The organism is Vibrio sp. 1874, from assembly GCF_033344395.1.
Classification (GTDB): Bacteria; Pseudomonadota; Gammaproteobacteria; order Enterobacterales; family Vibrionaceae; genus Vibrio; species Vibrio alginolyticus.
On record NZ_JAWPOR010000003.1, the window covers coordinates 410,618 to 427,073 of the forward strand.

Below are 16,456 nucleotides of genomic sequence, written 5' to 3' on the forward strand. Positions count from 1 at the left end.
GCTGGTTGGGAGACGATATGAGCGATAGCATGGTTTTGTACGGATATTGGCGGTCTTCAGCGGCGTATCGTGTGCGTATTTGTTTGAATCTTAAAGAGTTATCGTATGATTCAAAATCGGTACACTTGGTGCGCAATGGTGGCGAACAACACAGTGACGAGTACCATGAGTTAAACGCTTCTGAACTGGTTCCTTTGCTGGTGGATGGGGAGGTTCAGTTAACCCAGTCACTGGCGATCATTCAATACTTAGAAGAACACTACCCGGATGTCACCGTGATCCCCGAGCAAACGCCGCTTCGATACCAAGCGCTAGCTTTGGCTCAGGATATTGCAATGGAGATTCATCCCCTGAATAACTTAAGAGTTCTACAGTATTTAGAGGGGGAGTTAGCTTGCGAGCCAGAGCGCAAAGTCGCTTGGATTCATCACTGGATCCACAAAGGTTTTACGGCATTAGAAGAGAAACTTCAGAAGCATCGTAAACTAAATGGTGATTGTAAGTTTAGCCTGACAAGCTCGCCATCTATTGTCGATATTTGTCTGGTACCACAATTTTATAACGCACAACGCTTTGGTGTAGATACCTCTCTTTATCCAACCATTAACGCTGTTGTGCAGTCATGCAATCAACTGCCAGCTTTTATTGATGCGATGCCAGAGAATCAGCCAGACGCTAATAGTTGATTCTTAGCATACATAATGTATTAAAAAAATTTAAACGAGCCAATCCAAGTGTGTGATTGGCTTGTTTTTATTGGTGAGCAAAATTTTCTGTTTCTCGCTATCGTCGTGGCGCCTCAAAATTGCGAGGTTTTGTTGCTCTGCATAACATTTCCATTTACGCTTTGAGCAACGAGTTGTTTTGGATGCACTTTATTTATGACCAACATTTTTATCATTGTTGTTCTTCTGGTTTTATTCTTCTTTGTTATTCAAAAGTACGTGATTAAGCACGATGACACGCGTGATTATCCTTATCGCTCGAAAGGCCCTCTGCTCAGAGGTCAAGAGGGTGCGTTCTATAATGCGTTAAGAGCGGCGGTAGGGGAGCATGCCGTAGTATTCGCGAAAGTAAACATGTCCAGTTTGGTTACGCCAAAAGAAATCAAAAATAAGAAGCAGTTTTTTGTCGCGAACAATCGTATATCTCGAAGCTATTTTGATTACGTTATTTGTGACCCAAGGACACTAGAGCCGCGCGTTATCGTTGAATTGGATAATGGGCAGGAGCTAAACAAGGGTAAGATAGAAAGACAAAAGTTATTGATTCATGTTTGTAAGACGGCCAACCTGCCTTTAATTGGCGCCTCGGTAAAGCACAGTTATCAAGTTGGGCGATTACGTCGTTTGCTTGCGGCACACATTGATTTGATTGAGCCTGATAAAGAAGTGCGCTTTTGCAAAAAATGCGGCAGTCCGATGATCATTAAAACCGCAAGCCAAGGTGAGTTCAAAGGGAGACGTTTCTTTACTTGTAGCCGTCAGCCGAATTGTACATACACCGAAAATTATAACGTTGTGTTTGAGGCGGACGACTAAACACGACAATTAACCTGCAGAAATAAGGGGCTTTGATTAGAGATGATCAAAGCCTTTTTTGTATCTGTCCTCAAGGCAAGACCTATACTTTGAAAAAGAGTGCAGAATAGGGCAGCCATATGCGATACGGATGGATTTTGTCAGCATTGTTCATCGCATCTAATGTTAGTGCGATACCTAATTTGAAACCACTGGAGTGTGAATTGACAGAGACACCCCAAGATCATTTCTTGTTTTACCGAGAGCAAATGGTTTACCACAGTGAGCAGTTTGTCATATTTCAAAACTTCAAAGGCAGGGTGAGCACTCAAGTGGACGTCAAAACAGGAGAGTTGATTCGTACAACCTATATCGGCGAACCATTTAAACCTAAATATCAGATTTTGTTCGGCACTTGCCCTAAGGTATCGCAAACCTTACAGATTTGGATGCTCAGTGAAGTGCCTTACGACAATTAAGTGAGATAATAAAAGTTATATAGATCACACTTTTAAACCCTGCAGGCTCAGTCCTTGTCGATAAAATCATCTGAAAACGCGTGTTGAGTTTACATTTTCGCCAAACGGTTCAAAGTTGGTAAATTTGTGCTTGCACCGTCGTTCGCTTATAGCTAATATCCTCGTCGTTCCAGAGAAATGCGTCCGTAGCTCAGCTGGTTAGAGTATCGCCTTGACATGGCGGGGGTCGGTGGTTCGAGTCCACTCGGACGCACCATTCTGAATTGAATGGTTAGGAACATAAAAATTTGGGTCCGTAGCTCAGTTGGTTAGAGTACTACCTTGACATGGTAGGGGTCGGCGATTCGAGTTCGCCCGGACCCACCAAATTTTAGAAAAAGCCCACCTTTTGGTGGGCTTTTTTGTGTCTATAACTTATTGATATTCAAGTGGAATTCCTTCTTTTTTCCTTTTTATCCCCTTGTTATTACTCTGCGTTAGTACTGAGTAAAGTTCGAGGGGGTGGTAAAAAGGTGGTAAAATACAGTAGTTTGTACAGCGCTTGAAATGGGCTATATTGCGACGCTTATGGCTGGTACTTCATGCCATTCTACGTCGTGACTATCAGTGTAAATCTGAGTGGTTCTATCACTGGCATGTGCCATGCGTTGGCGAGGGTTTACACCCATTTCATCGATGAGTTTTGCCGATAGCCTTCGGATTTCATGGAAAGTAGGGCGCTTAGCTTTTTCTACGTTAGAGTACAAACCGAGTTCGTCGCGTACTTTGGAAAATGTTTCGCTGATCATGCGACTGGTCACTTGGTAACGGTGGTCACACTGCTTAGCGATATTATTGTTTCTTGCAGGTCTACGATGCACTACGTAAGGGCAATGTAGCTTATCTGTTTTAGATAGCTCTACAACTTCTTTGATAGCGCTTGTCACCGGAATAGCAACATAAGACGTTTTAGCATTCTTAACCTTTGCTCGATGTATGTACAAGGTACCAAATACAATTTCTCCGTTCTCTGGTTTTGGAGTATCAAACCAGACAATTCCACATGTATCCGGTTTTGGTATACGGTATTTTATTCTATGTAGTTCAGCTACTGCGTGAGTCGATTGAATCGATAACCCCATCGCTACTTTTAAAAATAGAGGGGCCTCTTTTTCAATTGCTTTGAATGCTTCTATATCTAAACCCAAGCGTTCTTTCTTATTATCAGAAACATTTAGCCATTTTGGTTTTTTGTTAAACATAAAGTTTTCACTAATTGCGGATTCATCTGCTAGATAGCTAAAGCTCTTCTTTAATCGAGAAAGTTTCTTGTTATAAACCTCTTTGGATTTATCGCCATAATATGTATTTAGAAAGTCGTTCATGGTTTCCTAAGTTAATTGACTTGGAAAGCTTGTCTCCTACAAACTCATTAAGTCGAGCATTATAAGTGCGTCAATAATTTTGAAATCGTGCTTGGTATACCGCTTGTTACGCCGTGATCGGCTTAACCTGTTTCTAGCTCTTTGTTGCGCTCTAGCTGGCTGATAGGAAGGGTTGGGGCGATAGGCATTATATCGAGAGTTACGTTTAAAGTCTCGGTAGATAGTGCTCTTGTGACGCCCTAGCTCTTTAGCGATGTTGACGACACTAATGCCTTGCTTTCTAAGTGCGGACATCATATACCTTTCATTCTCAGTGAGGTGTGTGTAATTCATGGTTTTTCACTTCTTGGCGGGAGTAAAACTTATGAATAGCACATCTCACAGTTTTAAATTTCAGGGGTGTCGCACTTCGTACTTGAATCCAAGCGGTATAACAAGTTACTTCAGAGTGATTCGCAACGCACTAAGTCGACATGATATTTATAAACATTATTAAGAGGAAAAGATGAAATTTGATATGTCTGTTAATGATAACTCTGCTTCATTCTTTTATGAGGGGAGTGAAATGTGTATTTTCGTTGATAGTTTTGATAATAAAAGCTTTGATGTGAGACTAGGAAATATAAGTGAATCAGAGTTAATTGGCTCAATTTCTGCGAAAAGTGACTCTGAATTGAACTCGAAGCTTGAAGAGCTTTATCGTAGCTTTATGGAGGGGTAAACATGATTTCACGATCTCAAATAGCTGCTCTCGAACGTTCAGTGAATAAGATTTTACGTTGCCATAAATGTCATTTAAGTCATCTAAGCACTTTGTTAAAGATAGAATGAATGGCATACGTAATAATCTATTGATAATTATTACTGAGCTTAACTCTATATTTAACAGGTTAACAGTATTACATGTAGAGGTGCTTAAGAAGTTGAGTTACAATGATACTTTTAATATTAGGTGTACGGTTTCGCATATAAATATGCCTTGCGCTGTTAATAAGATTCACGTTGATGGTGATGAGCATCAACGTGAATATAGTTATTACAGTAATGAGGAAAAAAGGACTGGAAGTCAACGGACCCCAAAGAATTTCTTGTTTAACTTAATAGCGCGCTAACAAAGCGTTTAAGAGGGATTTTGCACACGTGGCATTTTTACTATGCGTCGATTTAAGTTATTAAGGTGGTATGCGTCAGCTTCGGCATTGCGTTGCTCACACCTTAACAGGGTGTTAGCTGTAATGCCAGATATTGCCTAATGTAAATTGGAGGAATAACATGAATGGAATCTTACCTGACTTGATTCAAAGCTTTGAAGAGTGCTTAAAAATGGTTGGCGGCCAAAACGATCATTACGATGTTGACGCAGCATTGGCGATGACTCTTATTTTGATGCAAAGAAAAGTTTTCAACGAACAAGAGCGCAGTATCTTGTCCATGAAATTATCCAAAAAGTGTCTAAAACGGGAAAATATATTTAATGATGTGAATGAGCAAGCTGAATTTTTAGAAATGGCCAGTTTTTATCCTGAGACAGTAAAATATTTGGTTAATAACGGAGTGTTTAATCTTTCAACTCTTCGTCTTGCGCTAGATAATTTGAATCATGAAGTACGTAAGAGTAGTGGCTATAGCTCTATGGCACAATGCGCGATGCAAACTCAAAGTAAAGCTGATAGTGCAATCATCATTCAAAACTGTATCAATTTGATAGATAGCTAACAAACTGTTTAAGAGTGATTTCCAACGCTTGGCATTTTTACTATGCGTTAATTTGAGTGATTAAGGTGCTTTGCGGTGCATCGGTTTTGCGTTACTCACCCCCTTAATTGGGCGTTAGCAGACAAAAGTAAATCAAGGAAGAGGGTACGTTATGTCTGATAAAGTAATTAAGTCTTCAACAGCTACAACTCAATTCGGTGCGACTAAAGCAGATGGGAAATTAGAACTAACGAAGCCGGATTTAATTTTTATTCCGTACAACGAAAAGTTGGGTTTTGGTCCATATCAATTAAAGCGCCAAGGCATTGCTGCCGTAGCTAAGTACTTGGGCAAAGGTGGTGGTGTAACTCCAACCAACACGAATGCATTTCGCATAAAGCTAGCCAACAACACGTGTTACGAGTTTATTGTAGCGAAGCCAGAGCAATGGATAGATGCACTCGGTGAAACTTTCAGCTAACAAACTGTTCAAGATGGATTCTCGATTTCATTACAAGGCATTGTTTTATATGTAATATTGTCTTGGTGTTACCCTCTAGGGAAACATTGAGAGGAACTGCGAAAATAACTCCTAATTGTGATTTAAATCACTGTTTGTGCTTGTTTTTGTTTCGGATCTTCACCGAATAGCCTCTAAGATCAAAATGTGCTCAAGAGGAGTAATTTAAGTTTGTGGAATTAATCTCAGGATTTAAGATAGCGCCCAAGTTTTTTAAAGTGGAGTTCAAATTCGTTAATTTGCCTCATTTCCTGCTGGCAATAAGTAAGAAACCCTTACCTGTTGCTTTCCAACTCAAAGCAACTCTTTAGTTGTTGCGTCCGTATATTCGGTTTCTTGATGAAGGAGCTACCCTCTAGCCTTTTATGCTTCATCATCTTGTAAAGTTATTGAATTTATTAATGATTAAGCACTGAGCAATATGGGTTTGTATTCGGTGTGCTCTGTTCCAATGATACTGGGCGCTCAAATAAGCGAGTTGCCATACATCAGTTAATTCATGCTCTACTAAATTAGAAAAACGCAACTCTGAACTGTGCAAAGGCGTGTCAGATGTCGACCACGGCAGACTCACCTTTGCCTCAAAATAAGTTTCACCAAGTTACAATCAACGATGCAACTTTACAAGTTTGCATCAGCTTTTGTAACCTAAAAGTGGATACCCCTACCAGATCTCACTTTTAATATAGTTCTATATATCAATACATTAGAAGTAAATGACATTTTACAAACGAAACGCCTACTTAATATTATGTAATGATTTGTGTATTGAAATTACCTAAGGACTTTTAGGCATGGACTCTTTAAGCGTCACATCTTCCAGATACACCCATCGGCAACACAATCAAGATCCGTTAAAGTTTTTCATTGTTCTCATGGGTCTAGAACCATATAAAAATGATTTACATCGTGAAAATCAATCGTTAAGCCTTTTATCTGGTATTGTGTTGTACAGACATTTATCGAAGCCCGACCAAAGAAAAGTAACGAGTAGTGTGTTGAATTTAAAAAACAATCGCTTGAAGTCTAAACTCTATGGAATGATAGGCCAAATCGGCGCAAATCCATACTGGTTCTGCTGGTCACTAAGTGATTCTGAGTTAAAAAGTTATTATAATTCAAACAAGAAAATCTCTGACTTACTCAGTAGCCCTGGCTTTGATGTTCCAACGATTTCAGTCGGAGTGTTACCCGCTGGCGTATATTCTGTTTTTAATGAAGGAATGAAAACAACAGTGACCAAAGGTCTAACGAGTATCGTTAGTTCGAATAAGGTGTTAGAGACAGCGAAAAAATTGGGATTAAGAAAGCAACTTGTAGGTGAGTCAGGGCGAATGCTTGGCGCTTTTGTGATAATGATTATTGGTTTTAATGCAATGCAAACCAAAGGCATGAAAGATGCCAGAAAAGAGCTGATCCTCAGAGGTCTAATCAATCCTTCGGAGTTATAATGATTATAGCAATATTGGGTCTTTTCGGTGGGTGCACTTTACTCTTCTTTTACTTGCAAGGACTAAAGACAGAGCTAAGAGAGGGCTCATCCGGTATAGTTAAATTCAACGCTTTTCCATTCAACGTAGCGATGTTGATTGGTGTTATTGTCGGCTGCTTATTCTACATCGTGATGGCTGTAGACAGTTTGGCTGTGGTATCAGCGACGATAGCGATAACATGGTTTATCTTACGTATATTTCGCGATCGAATAATTCGTGCACTCTTAAAGGGCCTATGAACTACTATCTACCCTTTGATGTTTGCTTCGAGTTCTTAGTATCAAGTTTGAAGTGCGACACTTAGAGTAACTGCTATTTTTGAGTGTGTTAGAGTGCTTTTTGTTTCAGTGAGGTACGTACAGTGTCAGTAATTCAATTTGTCAAGTTGTGGAAAAACCATCCATACCCAAAATCTCCTTGTGATAGGGCTCATTTTCCTAATCAGTGTGCTATTCGTACGGGTTGCTCTGGAGGAAACAGGTATCGACACTTCAAGTTTTGACCAAAAATATCCTAATAGGCGCTGCTACCCTGGCTTTAAACATAGTCCTAGACACATTTTAGCAGCCCAAGAGTTAGCAAATTGGATCTCTGTTAACCCTAATATATTTGGAAATAAAGAGCTTATTAAAGAGCAAAGAGAAAATCATTAATGGGTCGGAGAGGGATTATCTTTATCAGGAATGGGTGGGGTAGTACCGATCACATTGACGTTTGGGATGGCGAGCATATGAAGGGAGGCGCCCCTGATTGGATTAATCTTGGTGATGAAGTTTGGTTTTGGGAGATAAAACAGTGAAACAAACAACTACGCTACTTTTATCGTTTGTTAATTTTTCTTCCTTAGCATTTAATCTGTCAGTTAACAATGGATCATCTTGTACTTTGTTTGAAGAGTCTACCATTTTTGAAACAAAACTAACTTCTCAATGTAATTGGGCAGTTAATGCTCAAGGTGATTTACAGACACTCAGTGTAAAAGGTAACAAAGTAGCCATTCTTCTAGGCCAACCTATATCTTCTAATCAAGCTGAAAAATGGGGGGTGAGTGTCGAACAGAACTGTTCTCTTGAATCTGTTGGTGTAATGATTGATGAGGTTTCAAAAGTAATCGCGGTCAGTAAGCCGCTTGAAGGGGCATTGTTGTGCCCGGTTCTTCCTATAGATGATGTGTTTTTCAAAAGCTACAATTGGTCTCTCTAGCCGCTATACATAACAAAGCATTTAAGAGTGATTCCCAACGCGTGGCATTTTCACTGTGTGTTGGTTTCGGTGTTTAAGGTGGCATCAGTATTGCGTTGCTCACCCCTTAACAGGGCGTTAGTCGCCAGAAAAAGCTAGCAATCAAAATCATGTTTCTAAGCTTAAATGTGTGATTCATAGAGATGGTTTCACTTTTCTTAGCTGAAGATCGAGCTTGTAATTCTGCTCTTGATACCTCTCTTTCTTGATCTCGTAGTTCTGAGATACCTCTTCAGACAAAAGGGTTTGATCAGAATCTTAGTAATCCTGTCTATCCGAGGTTAGCCCATTTAACGAGCTGTGGGGCCGTTCCTAGGTGTAGTAGTGTTGCCATTCAGCTAGCAGCAGGTCCAGTTCTTCCAACCCCACATAGACATCTATGGTCGGATAGAACTCACTTTTATCTGTTTTCTGCGAGAGTTCCATTTTACCATTCAAGTGAGGTGAACCAGGGTTATTTGGGCGAAACTTGATCCCATAAATCATGAGTTGTTTCTGGACTTTCTCAGCAAAGAATTCACGCTCTCTGTCCGTCTGAATACGCTGGATAGGAAATGGTATCTCTTCCACGACACAATCGATAAAGTCAACTGTATTTGCTGCTGTGCGCCGAGAGCAGCACCTTAGAACCCGATAGCGAGAGCAGTCATCAATAGCTGTATAATGGTAAATTCCAGGCGCTATTTTACAGGTGTTCATGTGGACTCTATCACCAGGAATTGGGCGCTCATATCTTTGGAAATCTTTTTTTCGTCGGTAAGTTACGATGAGTTTGACTGGTGCTTCGTATAAAACTTTATGGAGTGTCGCTGTGCTTAGATGTATTTGGTGAAGTCGGATTACTTTCGTTTGTATACGCCGCGCCCCTAAATTGCCTTTCTCACGCATCGTAACGATCAATGCTCTTAGCTCATCATAGAGCTTGGCAACTGGAGATGAATGAGGGCGTCTGCTCTGGCTTTCCAGACCAGCGATTCCATACTGCTTCTATCGCCTAGCCCACTTATGTAATGTTGGTCTGGAAATACTACAGCGTCGACATACCAGGCCTGCATAACCACATTCCTCATACATTTTTACCCACCGTAGTCTTTGTTGGATTTCTCTGTCCATAGACACCCAGCATAGTTGAAAGAATGTCTATGAATCACACAGTTTAGGATAAAGACTCTAAAATCTGAAGGGGCTGGTTTGTGTACGGATAGCGTCTTGGTTGTAGAGGTTTAAATTAGAGACATCCTTTAAAACATGATAGGGCCAAGCTTTGAAAGTTAACTCTAGTCACTTCGTAATATCTTGTATTTGAGGTTGAAAATCCTCCCCTATGGCTGACCGATAAATTAAATTCTTAGCTAACTCACGCATCACTTTAGTACGCATTGACATAAAATGATTTATTTTGTCTCGGTCGACACTATAAGTAATTAAATGAATCAACCCCATTCTCATGTGTTAACTTCAGTTTCTTGCGGAGTTTCTTAATATACTGTTTATCGTCATCTTTTTTGCCCTTGCAACCTCCTGGCTCAAACACATAATTAATTCGTATATCTTCCAATTGTTGATATTTTAGAGGGTGCTCGTCATTTTTCGGCGACGTGAATTACGCTGAAGCCAGTCCGTAACCACTACTAGTTCTTCATCGGATTGAGTAGTAATCAGAAAGCTAGTTGTAGATAGAATAATCAACATCTTTGGTATATTCTTGGGTTTTTCGTCGTCATTTGTGTTTGGGGTACATAGATAATTTGACTCCCTTCTGGATCATACCCTGCACAATTTCGAGAACCACAGTATAAAAATATCATACTAGTCTCATACTCTTTAGTCCGGAATGTGACTTTGTCATTTCCATTGCTTTTTATAACTGCTATCACATCATTTTCTCTAGTGACGCCTTGTTTTTCATGATTGGATATATGACAATAAAAATGAATTTTGCTAAAAGCAATCCTCAAGATACCTTTAAATATGATAGATATTTATCTTCTATTTTCGTTGGATTTTTAGTATTTAACCTAAAGTGCTTTTGACCTGCTACTTTTCTGGCTAAAAATTTTACGTATATTTGTACTGATTGATATTCTAAAAAATGAATATACAAACACGCATCCAAACGAAAGAAGCTAAAAATCTACAATATTATTTAAGATTTATATAAAACCTCATAAATAATTTCTTGGAAGCTTCGCTCTAATAAATCGCCATCAAGACCTAAGGTTCTAAAATATCCATGTTTAAATTCTGTGCTAGCACAGTATAAACATTCAGTAATTAAAGCAGTAGCTCCCGCGCTGTCAACTAACTTCATATAATTCCCTTTTAAGACTATAATGGAATATTACTTTGTGATAATTTTAATAATTAACTTTAACCACGAAGGTCGCTATTTAATTGAAATGCCAAGCGTTTGAGTCATTCTTAAGGGATTTTATAAAAGCCGACGTATGTTTACCACAAAGGAAAATACTTTGCTATTGATGTACTCAAAGAAACAGCTATGAGAAATAGCAAACCAAACATAAACATAGGATACATGGTGAAGTTTGTTATAAAATTAAAGTATTTTTGCTCTAGGCCTAGTAGTATTAACTTTGTCTTCTCGTCTGATTTTGCTTTAACTCTTAACTGCCAAGTTTTATGAGGTAAATACTGGGAGCCATTAATCCTTACAAAGAAAATAACGAGTAAAGAAAGAACCCGATTTACCGACGGTGAAGATGTTCCCATATACGTTATTGCCAGAGTAAAAGTTAACACCCCGAACCTGTATTGAGGAAGTTAGCCCACAGTTTAAATTGTTCGCTAACTAGTGCAATGTACTCGTTTGTTCATTCTATTTTATCCAATCACGGTTTCCTCATTGTTACTCTTGAATAATTTAATACATTTCATAGCTGCTACTTGAAATTTAAGTTGGCTAAAACACTCTTAGCAGCTCTTCTTCAAACCGAAGCCCACGCAAGTCATAGTGGTCACATAAGTGTTTAAAAGATTCAGTGGCATACAGTCTTTGACAACCTTCAAGTCGTGATTTAAATAGATATCGCTTCTCGATATCCGATTCTTCGAAATAAAGTATTTCGTAACCATCTTCGATGCCATCAAGATATTTCTTCACGCAAACAGATTCGTCTTCTTGGCCAAAGGAGAGGCAGTTAAAGACATAAACTTGTTCCTCTCCGACAGTTACCAATAGAAACTCACCTTCATTTTCTAAGGTGGGTTTTAATATTTCGTAAGCACGATGGGACAGTACTAGGTATGTCATAGACCACAGCGACACATCAGGGATGTCAGCGTTAGTTCCTAAAACGTCATCGAATGAGGCGGATACATTTTTCCAAATATCTAGTAATGACGTGTTCTGAGAGCGCTGGCGGTGTATGGTCATTAGATGTTGTTTGCCTATGGCACCGAAGAGTTCCGTTGGACCTAATTGCAAAGCCTTGTAATCATGCGGCGCCTCTTTCAATTGGTAGACGTTCATTATTCATCATTCCAGTTCGGGTTTTTGCTAGAAATCATACCTTCGGGGTAAGTAGAAGTTTTTAATTTAATTTTGATATTACGAAGACGGTTAATGAACACATCTTTTTTAAGAGAGTTATTGCTTAAATTTGTAACTACCCATGCTTCATAGTCATAGCGATGAACTTTCTTATATGCTTCAGCATCTGGAGAACTCCAATATCCTTTGTTTTTCACATTTCTAGGTAACCAAACACCATTGGATGGGTCATTGATTCCAAGACCAAGCGTATGAAGGTTGCGTGTTACAAAGATCATTTCCATTTTTCGGAAATGCCCAGTTCCCATAATAATATGGTGGCTTCATGCGGTTTAGTTTGCTTGGTGTCACCGATACTGGGTAGGTATCTTGCCAAAACACGGGTAAGGTGATGAGGTTCATCCATTAAATCGTCTGGCGAAGTCACTGCGCTTCGCTCTTGATATTCTGTAAGTTATTTTGTAATGATACCGTGCATTTAAGCTACGTCTCAAGGTTTTGAGGTGTTTCAAATCTTCTTGAGAAGCTTTGAAAGATTTAGGGTTGTCTCATCCAAGTTTGATTATAAAGTTTAATAGTTGAAACCTCATATCGGTGTACAGCTAGTTCAAGTGCCATTGGATTTTGGGACGTAGTGGTACAGAAAGTGATTTGCCTCTAGGTTGCACAACATAATCTCCATTTCCGATTGTGCGTCTATCATATGCACAACTACAGATAGCTTCAACGCTAATTAGTTGATATTGTAATTAGCTCTCAAAAATGTCCTTGGTTGTTTATAACTCTATAGATGGCAGCTACTTGTGAGTGCATTAAGTTCTTTGAGAACACACCTACAGAAGCTAGTGTGTATTACTTATTCAACATAATTGAAAATTTTGAAAAATTGATTATATTTTGTATGATCTGACATGCATATATCTTTAATGTTTGATTTGTCAATAATATTGTGGGGCGTCTATGTCTGGAAAATTTGAACTTTATAAAGATACAGCGGGAGAATATCGCTTTCGTTTAAAAGCAGGAAATGGACAAAATATCTTAGCTAGTGAGAGCTACACAACAAAACCAAGTTGTGAGAATGGCATTGACTCAGTGAAAAAGAAGGCGCCTGACGATTCAAAATATGAAAGGAAAGAAACAGCGGCTGGCAAATACATGTTCAACCTAAAAGCTGGTAACTATCCAAGGAATCTAAAGCTAGAGGTAAACTTGGCAGAGGTGGTTTAGCTATGTTTGTCATTTTGGGAGCTGTTGCGTTTAATAAGTCTGAATTAAAAAAAGTAAGTACAGAGTTAGAAAATCGAAGTGTGCGATTAGTTTCGGGGCTTCATCAATGATTTCAAATATTATTTCTTATGTGCTTGTCACTGTCTTCGCTATATGGTTGTGGAATGATGCTCCAGCTCAACATAGAGATAACCTGTTCTATGTGGCCGTAGTATGCTCTCAAATCGGTTTCTTTATTTATTCTCGAAAGTTAGAGAAACTTAAAAACAGGTTAGACGACTTGGAAAATAAGCACACTCTAGAAACAAAAAACTAACAAGGTATTTAAGAGTGATTTCCAACGCGTGGCATTTTTATGTCATCGTTGGGTTTTGTATTTAAGGCGTATAAGTTAGTGTGGTGGTGACGTTGCTCACACCTTAATGCGGCATTAGTGCGGGTTTGGCGTCGAAGGTCATAAGTTTTGGTATTTATCTGTGTTGGCGCTCGTTTTTACACCTTTCAGTTTGTGTCTTTCATGTTCTTTCCGGTGGCACTATATATGGATTGTTCGCTTCGATTTCATCGTTTACGGTTTCTAACTATTAGCCTACTTCTTTGGAGCTTCTTCGTTTTCGCTGTACTTCCTAAGTTAATCTTGTCGTTTTTCGGGTGTTGCCATAAAAGTGCGATGAATGAATCCTTTTCTAATTTGAAGCCAGTGAAAGTAGGGCAGTTCAGTGCATTTTTCTTCTAGTCAACTCTCGTCCATTAATCGAGTTGAAGTTTTGTAGCTGCCCGTCTCACTTCAGTGTTCAAATTCTTTCATATTATGCCACTTTTCAATATTTTTGAGCGTATAAATAGAAGTGGCGCATGTACGAACAAATTGCTTAAGAGTGATTCGTAACGTGTGGCATTTTTACTTTACGGTGGCTTATGGTGATTAAGGCGCTGTGCGGTAGCTTATTATTGCGTTACTCACACTTTAGCAAGGCGTTAGCATTCATGGAGAAAAAGAATGTCTCACAAAACAGAAGTTCGTTACTGTTCAGATTGCGGTACGGATACTCATCACGTAGTTGTCTTGGTCAGAAAGCCGAGTGCTTTTAAAGGTGCCAAAAATCAGAAATTTAAGGAATTTATAGCAGGCGCGATTAAAGGCTGGGCTCTTGGAGCATTTGTTGCCTCTATGGATGAGTTTGAACGCCACCTAGTTTGTGAAAAGTGCGGTAAAAAGACAGTAGAAGGTTAGCTACCTATATAACGTAGAAAATTTATAGTATAACTTGGTGCTGAATGCTAACAAACGCTTTAAGACGGATTCGCAACGCGCTGCATTTTCACTATGCGTTGGTTTTAGTGTTTAAGGTGGTATGCGGCGGCTTCGGTATTGCGTTGCTCACCCCTTAGCAAGGCATTATTGCCCAGAGGAAAAAATGAAGCATAAACAAAGAGAGCTGTTAGCATATATTGAGTTGGAAAGTGGTACTGTTTTGATTGATATCGTCAAACTGACTCGAAACGGTCGCTCTTATTATTTTCAAGGTAAAAGATGGTTACGCAATCAATATGGATTAGGTTGCGATGATTGCACATCAGAATCTGGGGATAAGCTAAATATTTCCATTTTGAATCGAAGACATGCTCCTAAGTGGATTGAGGGCACAGTGTTGCGTGTATCTGAAAGGGCAAAAGAACGGTATGAATTTTGGCTATCAAATGGGCGCTGACAGCGTAGCCGTTAGCTCAGTGCAATAACAAACTATTCAAGAGGGATTCGCAACGCGTGGCATTTTCATTATGCGTTGGTTTTAGGGATTAGAGTGGTGTGCGGCGGCTTTCGTATTGCGTTGCTCACACCTTCACAGGGCGTTAGCTTTCTTTGGGAGAATGAAATGAACCAATATTTGATCGAACCAGAAGTTCCTGGAAGCTTGGGTGAAAATACGCTGGCAAATTTCGATTTGCATCCACCGACAATAGAAAAGCTACATTTTCAGTTTGATGGTTGGTTAGGTGATGATTTATTGACTTCATTTCCATGCTTTTTAGTCTCTGAGCGTTTAGCCATGGCCTTACGCTCATCGCAGTTGTCAGGATACAATCTGGAAGTGGCTGAAATATCTATTTCTGACATATTTGAAGAACTGTATCCAGAGTGTACATTACCTCGTTTTTCGTGGTTCCAAGTCTCTGGAACCATAGATAAAGACGATTTTAGCGTGACAGATACTGGGCTACTCTTAGTTTCTGAAAGGGCACTGGTTTTGTTACAAAAATATCAACTAAAAAATGCTGACGTCGTAGAGTACGAAAGCTAACAAAGCATTTAAGAGGGATTCCCAACGCTCGGCAGTTTCAGTTCAAAGTTTTAGTGCGGTGTTTATGGCACTATATTTCGGGTTAGGCGGTGAGTTGCTCACCACTTAATGCGGCGTTATACGCAGGGTGAATTTTGCTTCTAATTCCTTGCGTCAAAGGCTCCTTCTCTGTAGCTTATCGCTTTGTTTTATATGCATTAGTTCCTCTTAGTTTTGCTAAATCATTAGGTAATGGACTCCAAGCCTTCATGCCAAAATTCTAAATTTGCGAGTGTTTTGCGTATTTCGGTGATTGCGATCGCTTGTTTCGTTTTATTCCGATCACCTGATCCTGCCGTTTTTCTCTCTTCCTATTTTTACTCTAAGTGATCGGATTGCGCCAGTTTTCTCATCGACTCACCTCCTAGTTCTGTTCGATGACTATTATGTACCAGCCGATCCATGAGAGCGTCTGCGACGGTTGCGTTGCCGATCATGTTGTACCACTCTTTTACAGGTAACTGAATAATGACGATTGTGCTGCTGTTTTGGTAATGATCTTCGAATACTTCCAGAAGATGGCCTGCATGCTCTTGAGTCAGTTTTTCCATCCCCCAGTCGTCAAGGTTCAGTAAGGCTTTCTTAGCCTTCGATTGGAGTTGTTTTTGATAGCTGCCATCTAGACGTTCTGCGGTCAGAGCATCAAGCAAGCGAATTAATCGGTAGTACCTGACGGTTTGTTGTTGGTCGAAGGCACTGGTTGCCAGTGCGCAGCCAAGATAGGTTTTGCCTGCGCCTGTTGGGCCTGTGATCAAGATGTTCTGATGCTTGTAAAGATAACTACCCGTCATAAGTTCGCTTATCTGTTGACGATTGAGATTTCGTCCTTCTTTGTAGATGAGTTGGCTTGGCTTCGCATCTACTCTCAGCTTGGCTTGTCGCTTTAGACGTTGGATTTTGGTCTGAGTACGATTCAAGATTTCACTTTCCAGAAGCAGGCTTATTCTTTCCTCGAAGTCCAACTCTGCGTAGGTGCTTAGTTGTTCCTGTTACTGCTCTAACGATTTTACAACATGGCTCAGGCGGAGAGTTTTGGTTTGGTCGTTCAGTGAGTTCATGT

Annotated in this window: 16 protein-coding genes, 2 tRNA genes and 3 pseudogenes; 14 read left to right on the forward strand and 7 right to left on the reverse strand. The window is 39.7% G+C overall.

All coding sequences use genetic code 11. The annotated features are described in order from the left end of the window. Positions 1-17: 17 nt before the first annotated feature. The 5 genes from maiA (at position 18) to R8N46_RS09260 (ending at position 2,365) form a co-directional block, all read left to right on the forward strand. On the forward strand, positions 18-686 hold the full coding sequence (gene maiA / locus R8N46_RS09240) for a maleylacetoacetate isomerase (protein ID WP_017820906.1): 669 nt from the start codon (positions 18-20) through the stop codon (positions 684-686). Between the two features lie 195 nt (positions 687-881). Then, positions 882-1,541 (forward strand): DUF2726 domain-containing protein, encoded by a 660-nt coding sequence (locus tag R8N46_RS09245; RefSeq protein WP_047100684.1) that lies wholly within the window; start codon positions 882-884, stop codon positions 1,539-1,541. A gap of 119 nt (positions 1,542-1,660) precedes the next feature. Next, a complete protein-coding gene (locus R8N46_RS09250) occupies positions 1,661-1,999 on the forward strand; it encodes a hypothetical protein (RefSeq protein ID WP_005377830.1) in 339 nt (112 codons plus the stop codon). Positions 2,000-2,178: 179 nt separating this feature from the next. Next, positions 2,179-2,255, forward strand: a tRNA-Val gene (locus R8N46_RS09255). Between the two features lie 33 nt (positions 2,256-2,288). Next, positions 2,289-2,365, forward strand: a tRNA-Val gene (locus R8N46_RS09260). 185 nt (positions 2,366-2,550) lie between these two features. On the opposite strand, the gene R8N46_RS09265 is transcribed toward R8N46_RS09260, so the two are convergent. Together R8N46_RS09265 and R8N46_RS09270 are read right to left on the reverse strand one after the other, a co-directional pair. Continuing rightward, positions 2,551-3,363: a tyrosine-type recombinase/integrase gene (locus tag R8N46_RS09265; protein WP_033905174.1), complete on the reverse strand. Its 813-nt coding sequence runs from the start codon at positions 3,361-3,363 to the stop codon at positions 2,551-2,553. A gap of 51 nt (positions 3,364-3,414) precedes the next feature. Then, positions 3,415-3,696 (reverse strand): annotated as a pseudogene (locus R8N46_RS09270) (helix-turn-helix domain-containing protein); the annotation flags it as partial. Between the two features lie 172 nt (positions 3,697-3,868). On the opposite strand from R8N46_RS09270, the gene R8N46_RS09275 reads away from it, so the two are divergent. From R8N46_RS09275 to R8N46_RS09295, 5 genes are all read left to right on the forward strand, one after another. Further along, positions 3,869-4,084 carry a hypothetical protein gene (locus R8N46_RS09275; RefSeq protein ID WP_033905175.1) on the forward strand — a complete coding sequence of 72 codons (216 nt, stop codon included), beginning with the start codon at positions 3,869-3,871 and terminating at the stop codon, positions 4,082-4,084. Between the two features lie 551 nt (positions 4,085-4,635). Next, positions 4,636-5,079 (forward strand): hypothetical protein, encoded by a 444-nt coding sequence (locus R8N46_RS09280; RefSeq protein WP_033905177.1) that lies wholly within the window; start codon positions 4,636-4,638, stop codon positions 5,077-5,079. 151 nt (positions 5,080-5,230) lie between these two features. Beyond that, positions 5,231-5,539, forward strand: a complete 309-nt coding sequence (locus R8N46_RS09285) for a hypothetical protein (protein ID WP_033905178.1) — start codon at positions 5,231-5,233, stop codon at positions 5,537-5,539. A gap of 833 nt (positions 5,540-6,372) precedes the next feature. Then, positions 6,373-7,029, forward strand: coding sequence for a hypothetical protein (locus R8N46_RS09290; RefSeq protein ID WP_104975270.1), 657 nt, complete (start codon positions 6,373-6,375; stop codon positions 7,027-7,029). An 837-nt stretch (positions 7,030-7,866) separates the two neighbouring features. Beyond that, complete coding sequence (locus tag R8N46_RS09295) at positions 7,867-8,274, forward strand: hypothetical protein (RefSeq protein WP_064353862.1); 408 nt, start codon at positions 7,867-7,869, stop codon at positions 8,272-8,274. A gap of 174 nt (positions 8,275-8,448) precedes the next feature. Here the strand turns inward: R8N46_RS09295 and R8N46_RS09300 are convergent. The 4 genes and pseudogenes from R8N46_RS09300 to R8N46_RS09315 form a co-directional block, all read right to left on the reverse strand. Further along, positions 8,449-9,426: pseudogene (locus R8N46_RS09300) on the reverse strand (DDE-type integrase/transposase/recombinase). A gap of 1,033 nt (positions 9,427-10,459) precedes the next feature. Further along, positions 10,460-10,624 carry a hypothetical protein gene (locus R8N46_RS09305; RefSeq protein WP_161781338.1) on the reverse strand — a complete coding sequence of 55 codons (165 nt, stop codon included), beginning with the start codon at positions 10,622-10,624 and terminating at the stop codon, positions 10,460-10,462. A 609-nt stretch (positions 10,625-11,233) separates the two neighbouring features. Then, positions 11,234-11,803, reverse strand: coding sequence for a hypothetical protein (locus tag R8N46_RS09310; RefSeq protein ID WP_064353863.1), 570 nt, complete (start codon positions 11,801-11,803; stop codon positions 11,234-11,236). Further along, positions 11,803-12,132, reverse strand: a complete 330-nt coding sequence (locus tag R8N46_RS09315; RefSeq protein WP_081248153.1) for an AHH domain-containing protein — start codon at positions 12,130-12,132, stop codon at positions 11,803-11,805. The genes R8N46_RS09310 and R8N46_RS09315 overlap by 1 nt, the downstream gene beginning before the upstream one ends. A gap of 652 nt (positions 12,133-12,784) precedes the next feature. Here R8N46_RS09315 and R8N46_RS09320 point away from each other — a divergent pair. The 4 genes from R8N46_RS09320 to R8N46_RS09335 all read left to right on the forward strand — a co-directional run bounded on the left by R8N46_RS09320 (position 12,785) and on the right by R8N46_RS09335 (position 15,357). Next, entirely contained in the window at positions 12,785-13,054 is a 270-nt protein-coding gene (locus R8N46_RS09320) for a YegP family protein (RefSeq protein ID WP_225452469.1), read from the forward strand. 1,000 nt (positions 13,055-14,054) lie between these two features. Further along, entirely contained in the window at positions 14,055-14,288 is a 234-nt protein-coding gene (locus tag R8N46_RS09325) for a hypothetical protein (RefSeq protein WP_033905186.1), read from the forward strand. A 184-nt stretch (positions 14,289-14,472) separates the two neighbouring features. Then, positions 14,473-14,766, forward strand: a complete 294-nt coding sequence (locus tag R8N46_RS09330) for a hypothetical protein (protein WP_033905187.1) — start codon at positions 14,473-14,475, stop codon at positions 14,764-14,766. A 165-nt stretch (positions 14,767-14,931) separates the two neighbouring features. Continuing rightward, positions 14,932-15,357: a hypothetical protein gene (locus R8N46_RS09335; RefSeq protein WP_064353871.1), complete on the forward strand. Its 426-nt coding sequence runs from the start codon at positions 14,932-14,934 to the stop codon at positions 15,355-15,357. A 356-nt stretch (positions 15,358-15,713) separates the two neighbouring features. Here R8N46_RS09335 and istB read toward each other — a convergent pair. Then, positions 15,714-16,454 (reverse strand): annotated as a pseudogene (gene istB, locus R8N46_RS09340) (IS21-like element helper ATPase IstB). Positions 16,455-16,456: the final 2 nt, after the last annotated feature.

What these genes read in the sequence shown, in the direction of transcription:
- R8N46_RS09285 (WP_033905178.1), top strand. Translation starts at nt 5,231, where the DNA reads ATGTCTGATAAAGTAATTAAGTCTTCAACAGCTACAACTCAATTCGGT.
- R8N46_RS09245 (WP_047100684.1), top strand. Translation starts at nt 882, where the DNA reads ATGACCAACATTTTTATCATTGTTGTTCTTCTGGTTTTATTCTTCTTT.
- R8N46_RS09335 (WP_064353871.1), top strand. Translation starts at nt 14,932, where the DNA reads ATGAACCAATATTTGATCGAACCAGAAGTTCCTGGAAGCTTGGGTGAA.
- R8N46_RS09310 (WP_064353863.1), bottom strand. Translation starts at nt 11,803, where the DNA reads ATGAACGTCTACCAATTGAAAGAGGCGCCGCATGATTACAAGGCTTTG.
- R8N46_RS09330 (WP_033905187.1), top strand. Translation starts at nt 14,473, where the DNA reads ATGAAGCATAAACAAAGAGAGCTGTTAGCATATATTGAGTTGGAAAGT.
- maiA (WP_017820906.1), top strand. Translation starts at nt 18, where the DNA reads ATGAGCGATAGCATGGTTTTGTACGGATATTGGCGGTCTTCAGCGGCG.
- R8N46_RS09320 (WP_225452469.1), top strand. Translation starts at nt 12,785, where the DNA reads ATGTCTGGAAAATTTGAACTTTATAAAGATACAGCGGGAGAATATCGC.
- R8N46_RS09280 (WP_033905177.1), top strand. Translation starts at nt 4,636, where the DNA reads ATGAATGGAATCTTACCTGACTTGATTCAAAGCTTTGAAGAGTGCTTA.
- R8N46_RS09250 (WP_005377830.1), top strand. Translation starts at nt 1,661, where the DNA reads ATGCGATACGGATGGATTTTGTCAGCATTGTTCATCGCATCTAATGTT.
- R8N46_RS09325 (WP_033905186.1), top strand. Translation starts at nt 14,055, where the DNA reads ATGTCTCACAAAACAGAAGTTCGTTACTGTTCAGATTGCGGTACGGAT.
- R8N46_RS09275 (WP_033905175.1), top strand. Translation starts at nt 3,869, where the DNA reads ATGAAATTTGATATGTCTGTTAATGATAACTCTGCTTCATTCTTTTAT.
- R8N46_RS09265 (WP_033905174.1), bottom strand. Translation starts at nt 3,363, where the DNA reads ATGAACGACTTTCTAAATACATATTATGGCGATAAATCCAAAGAGGTT.
- R8N46_RS09290 (WP_104975270.1), top strand. Translation starts at nt 6,373, where the DNA reads ATGGACTCTTTAAGCGTCACATCTTCCAGATACACCCATCGGCAACAC.
- R8N46_RS09315 (WP_081248153.1), bottom strand. Translation starts at nt 12,132, where the DNA reads ATGGGAACTGGGCATTTCCGAAAAATGGAAATGATCTTTGTAACACGC.
- R8N46_RS09305 (WP_161781338.1), bottom strand. Translation starts at nt 10,624, where the DNA reads ATGAAGTTAGTTGACAGCGCGGGAGCTACTGCTTTAATTACTGAATGT.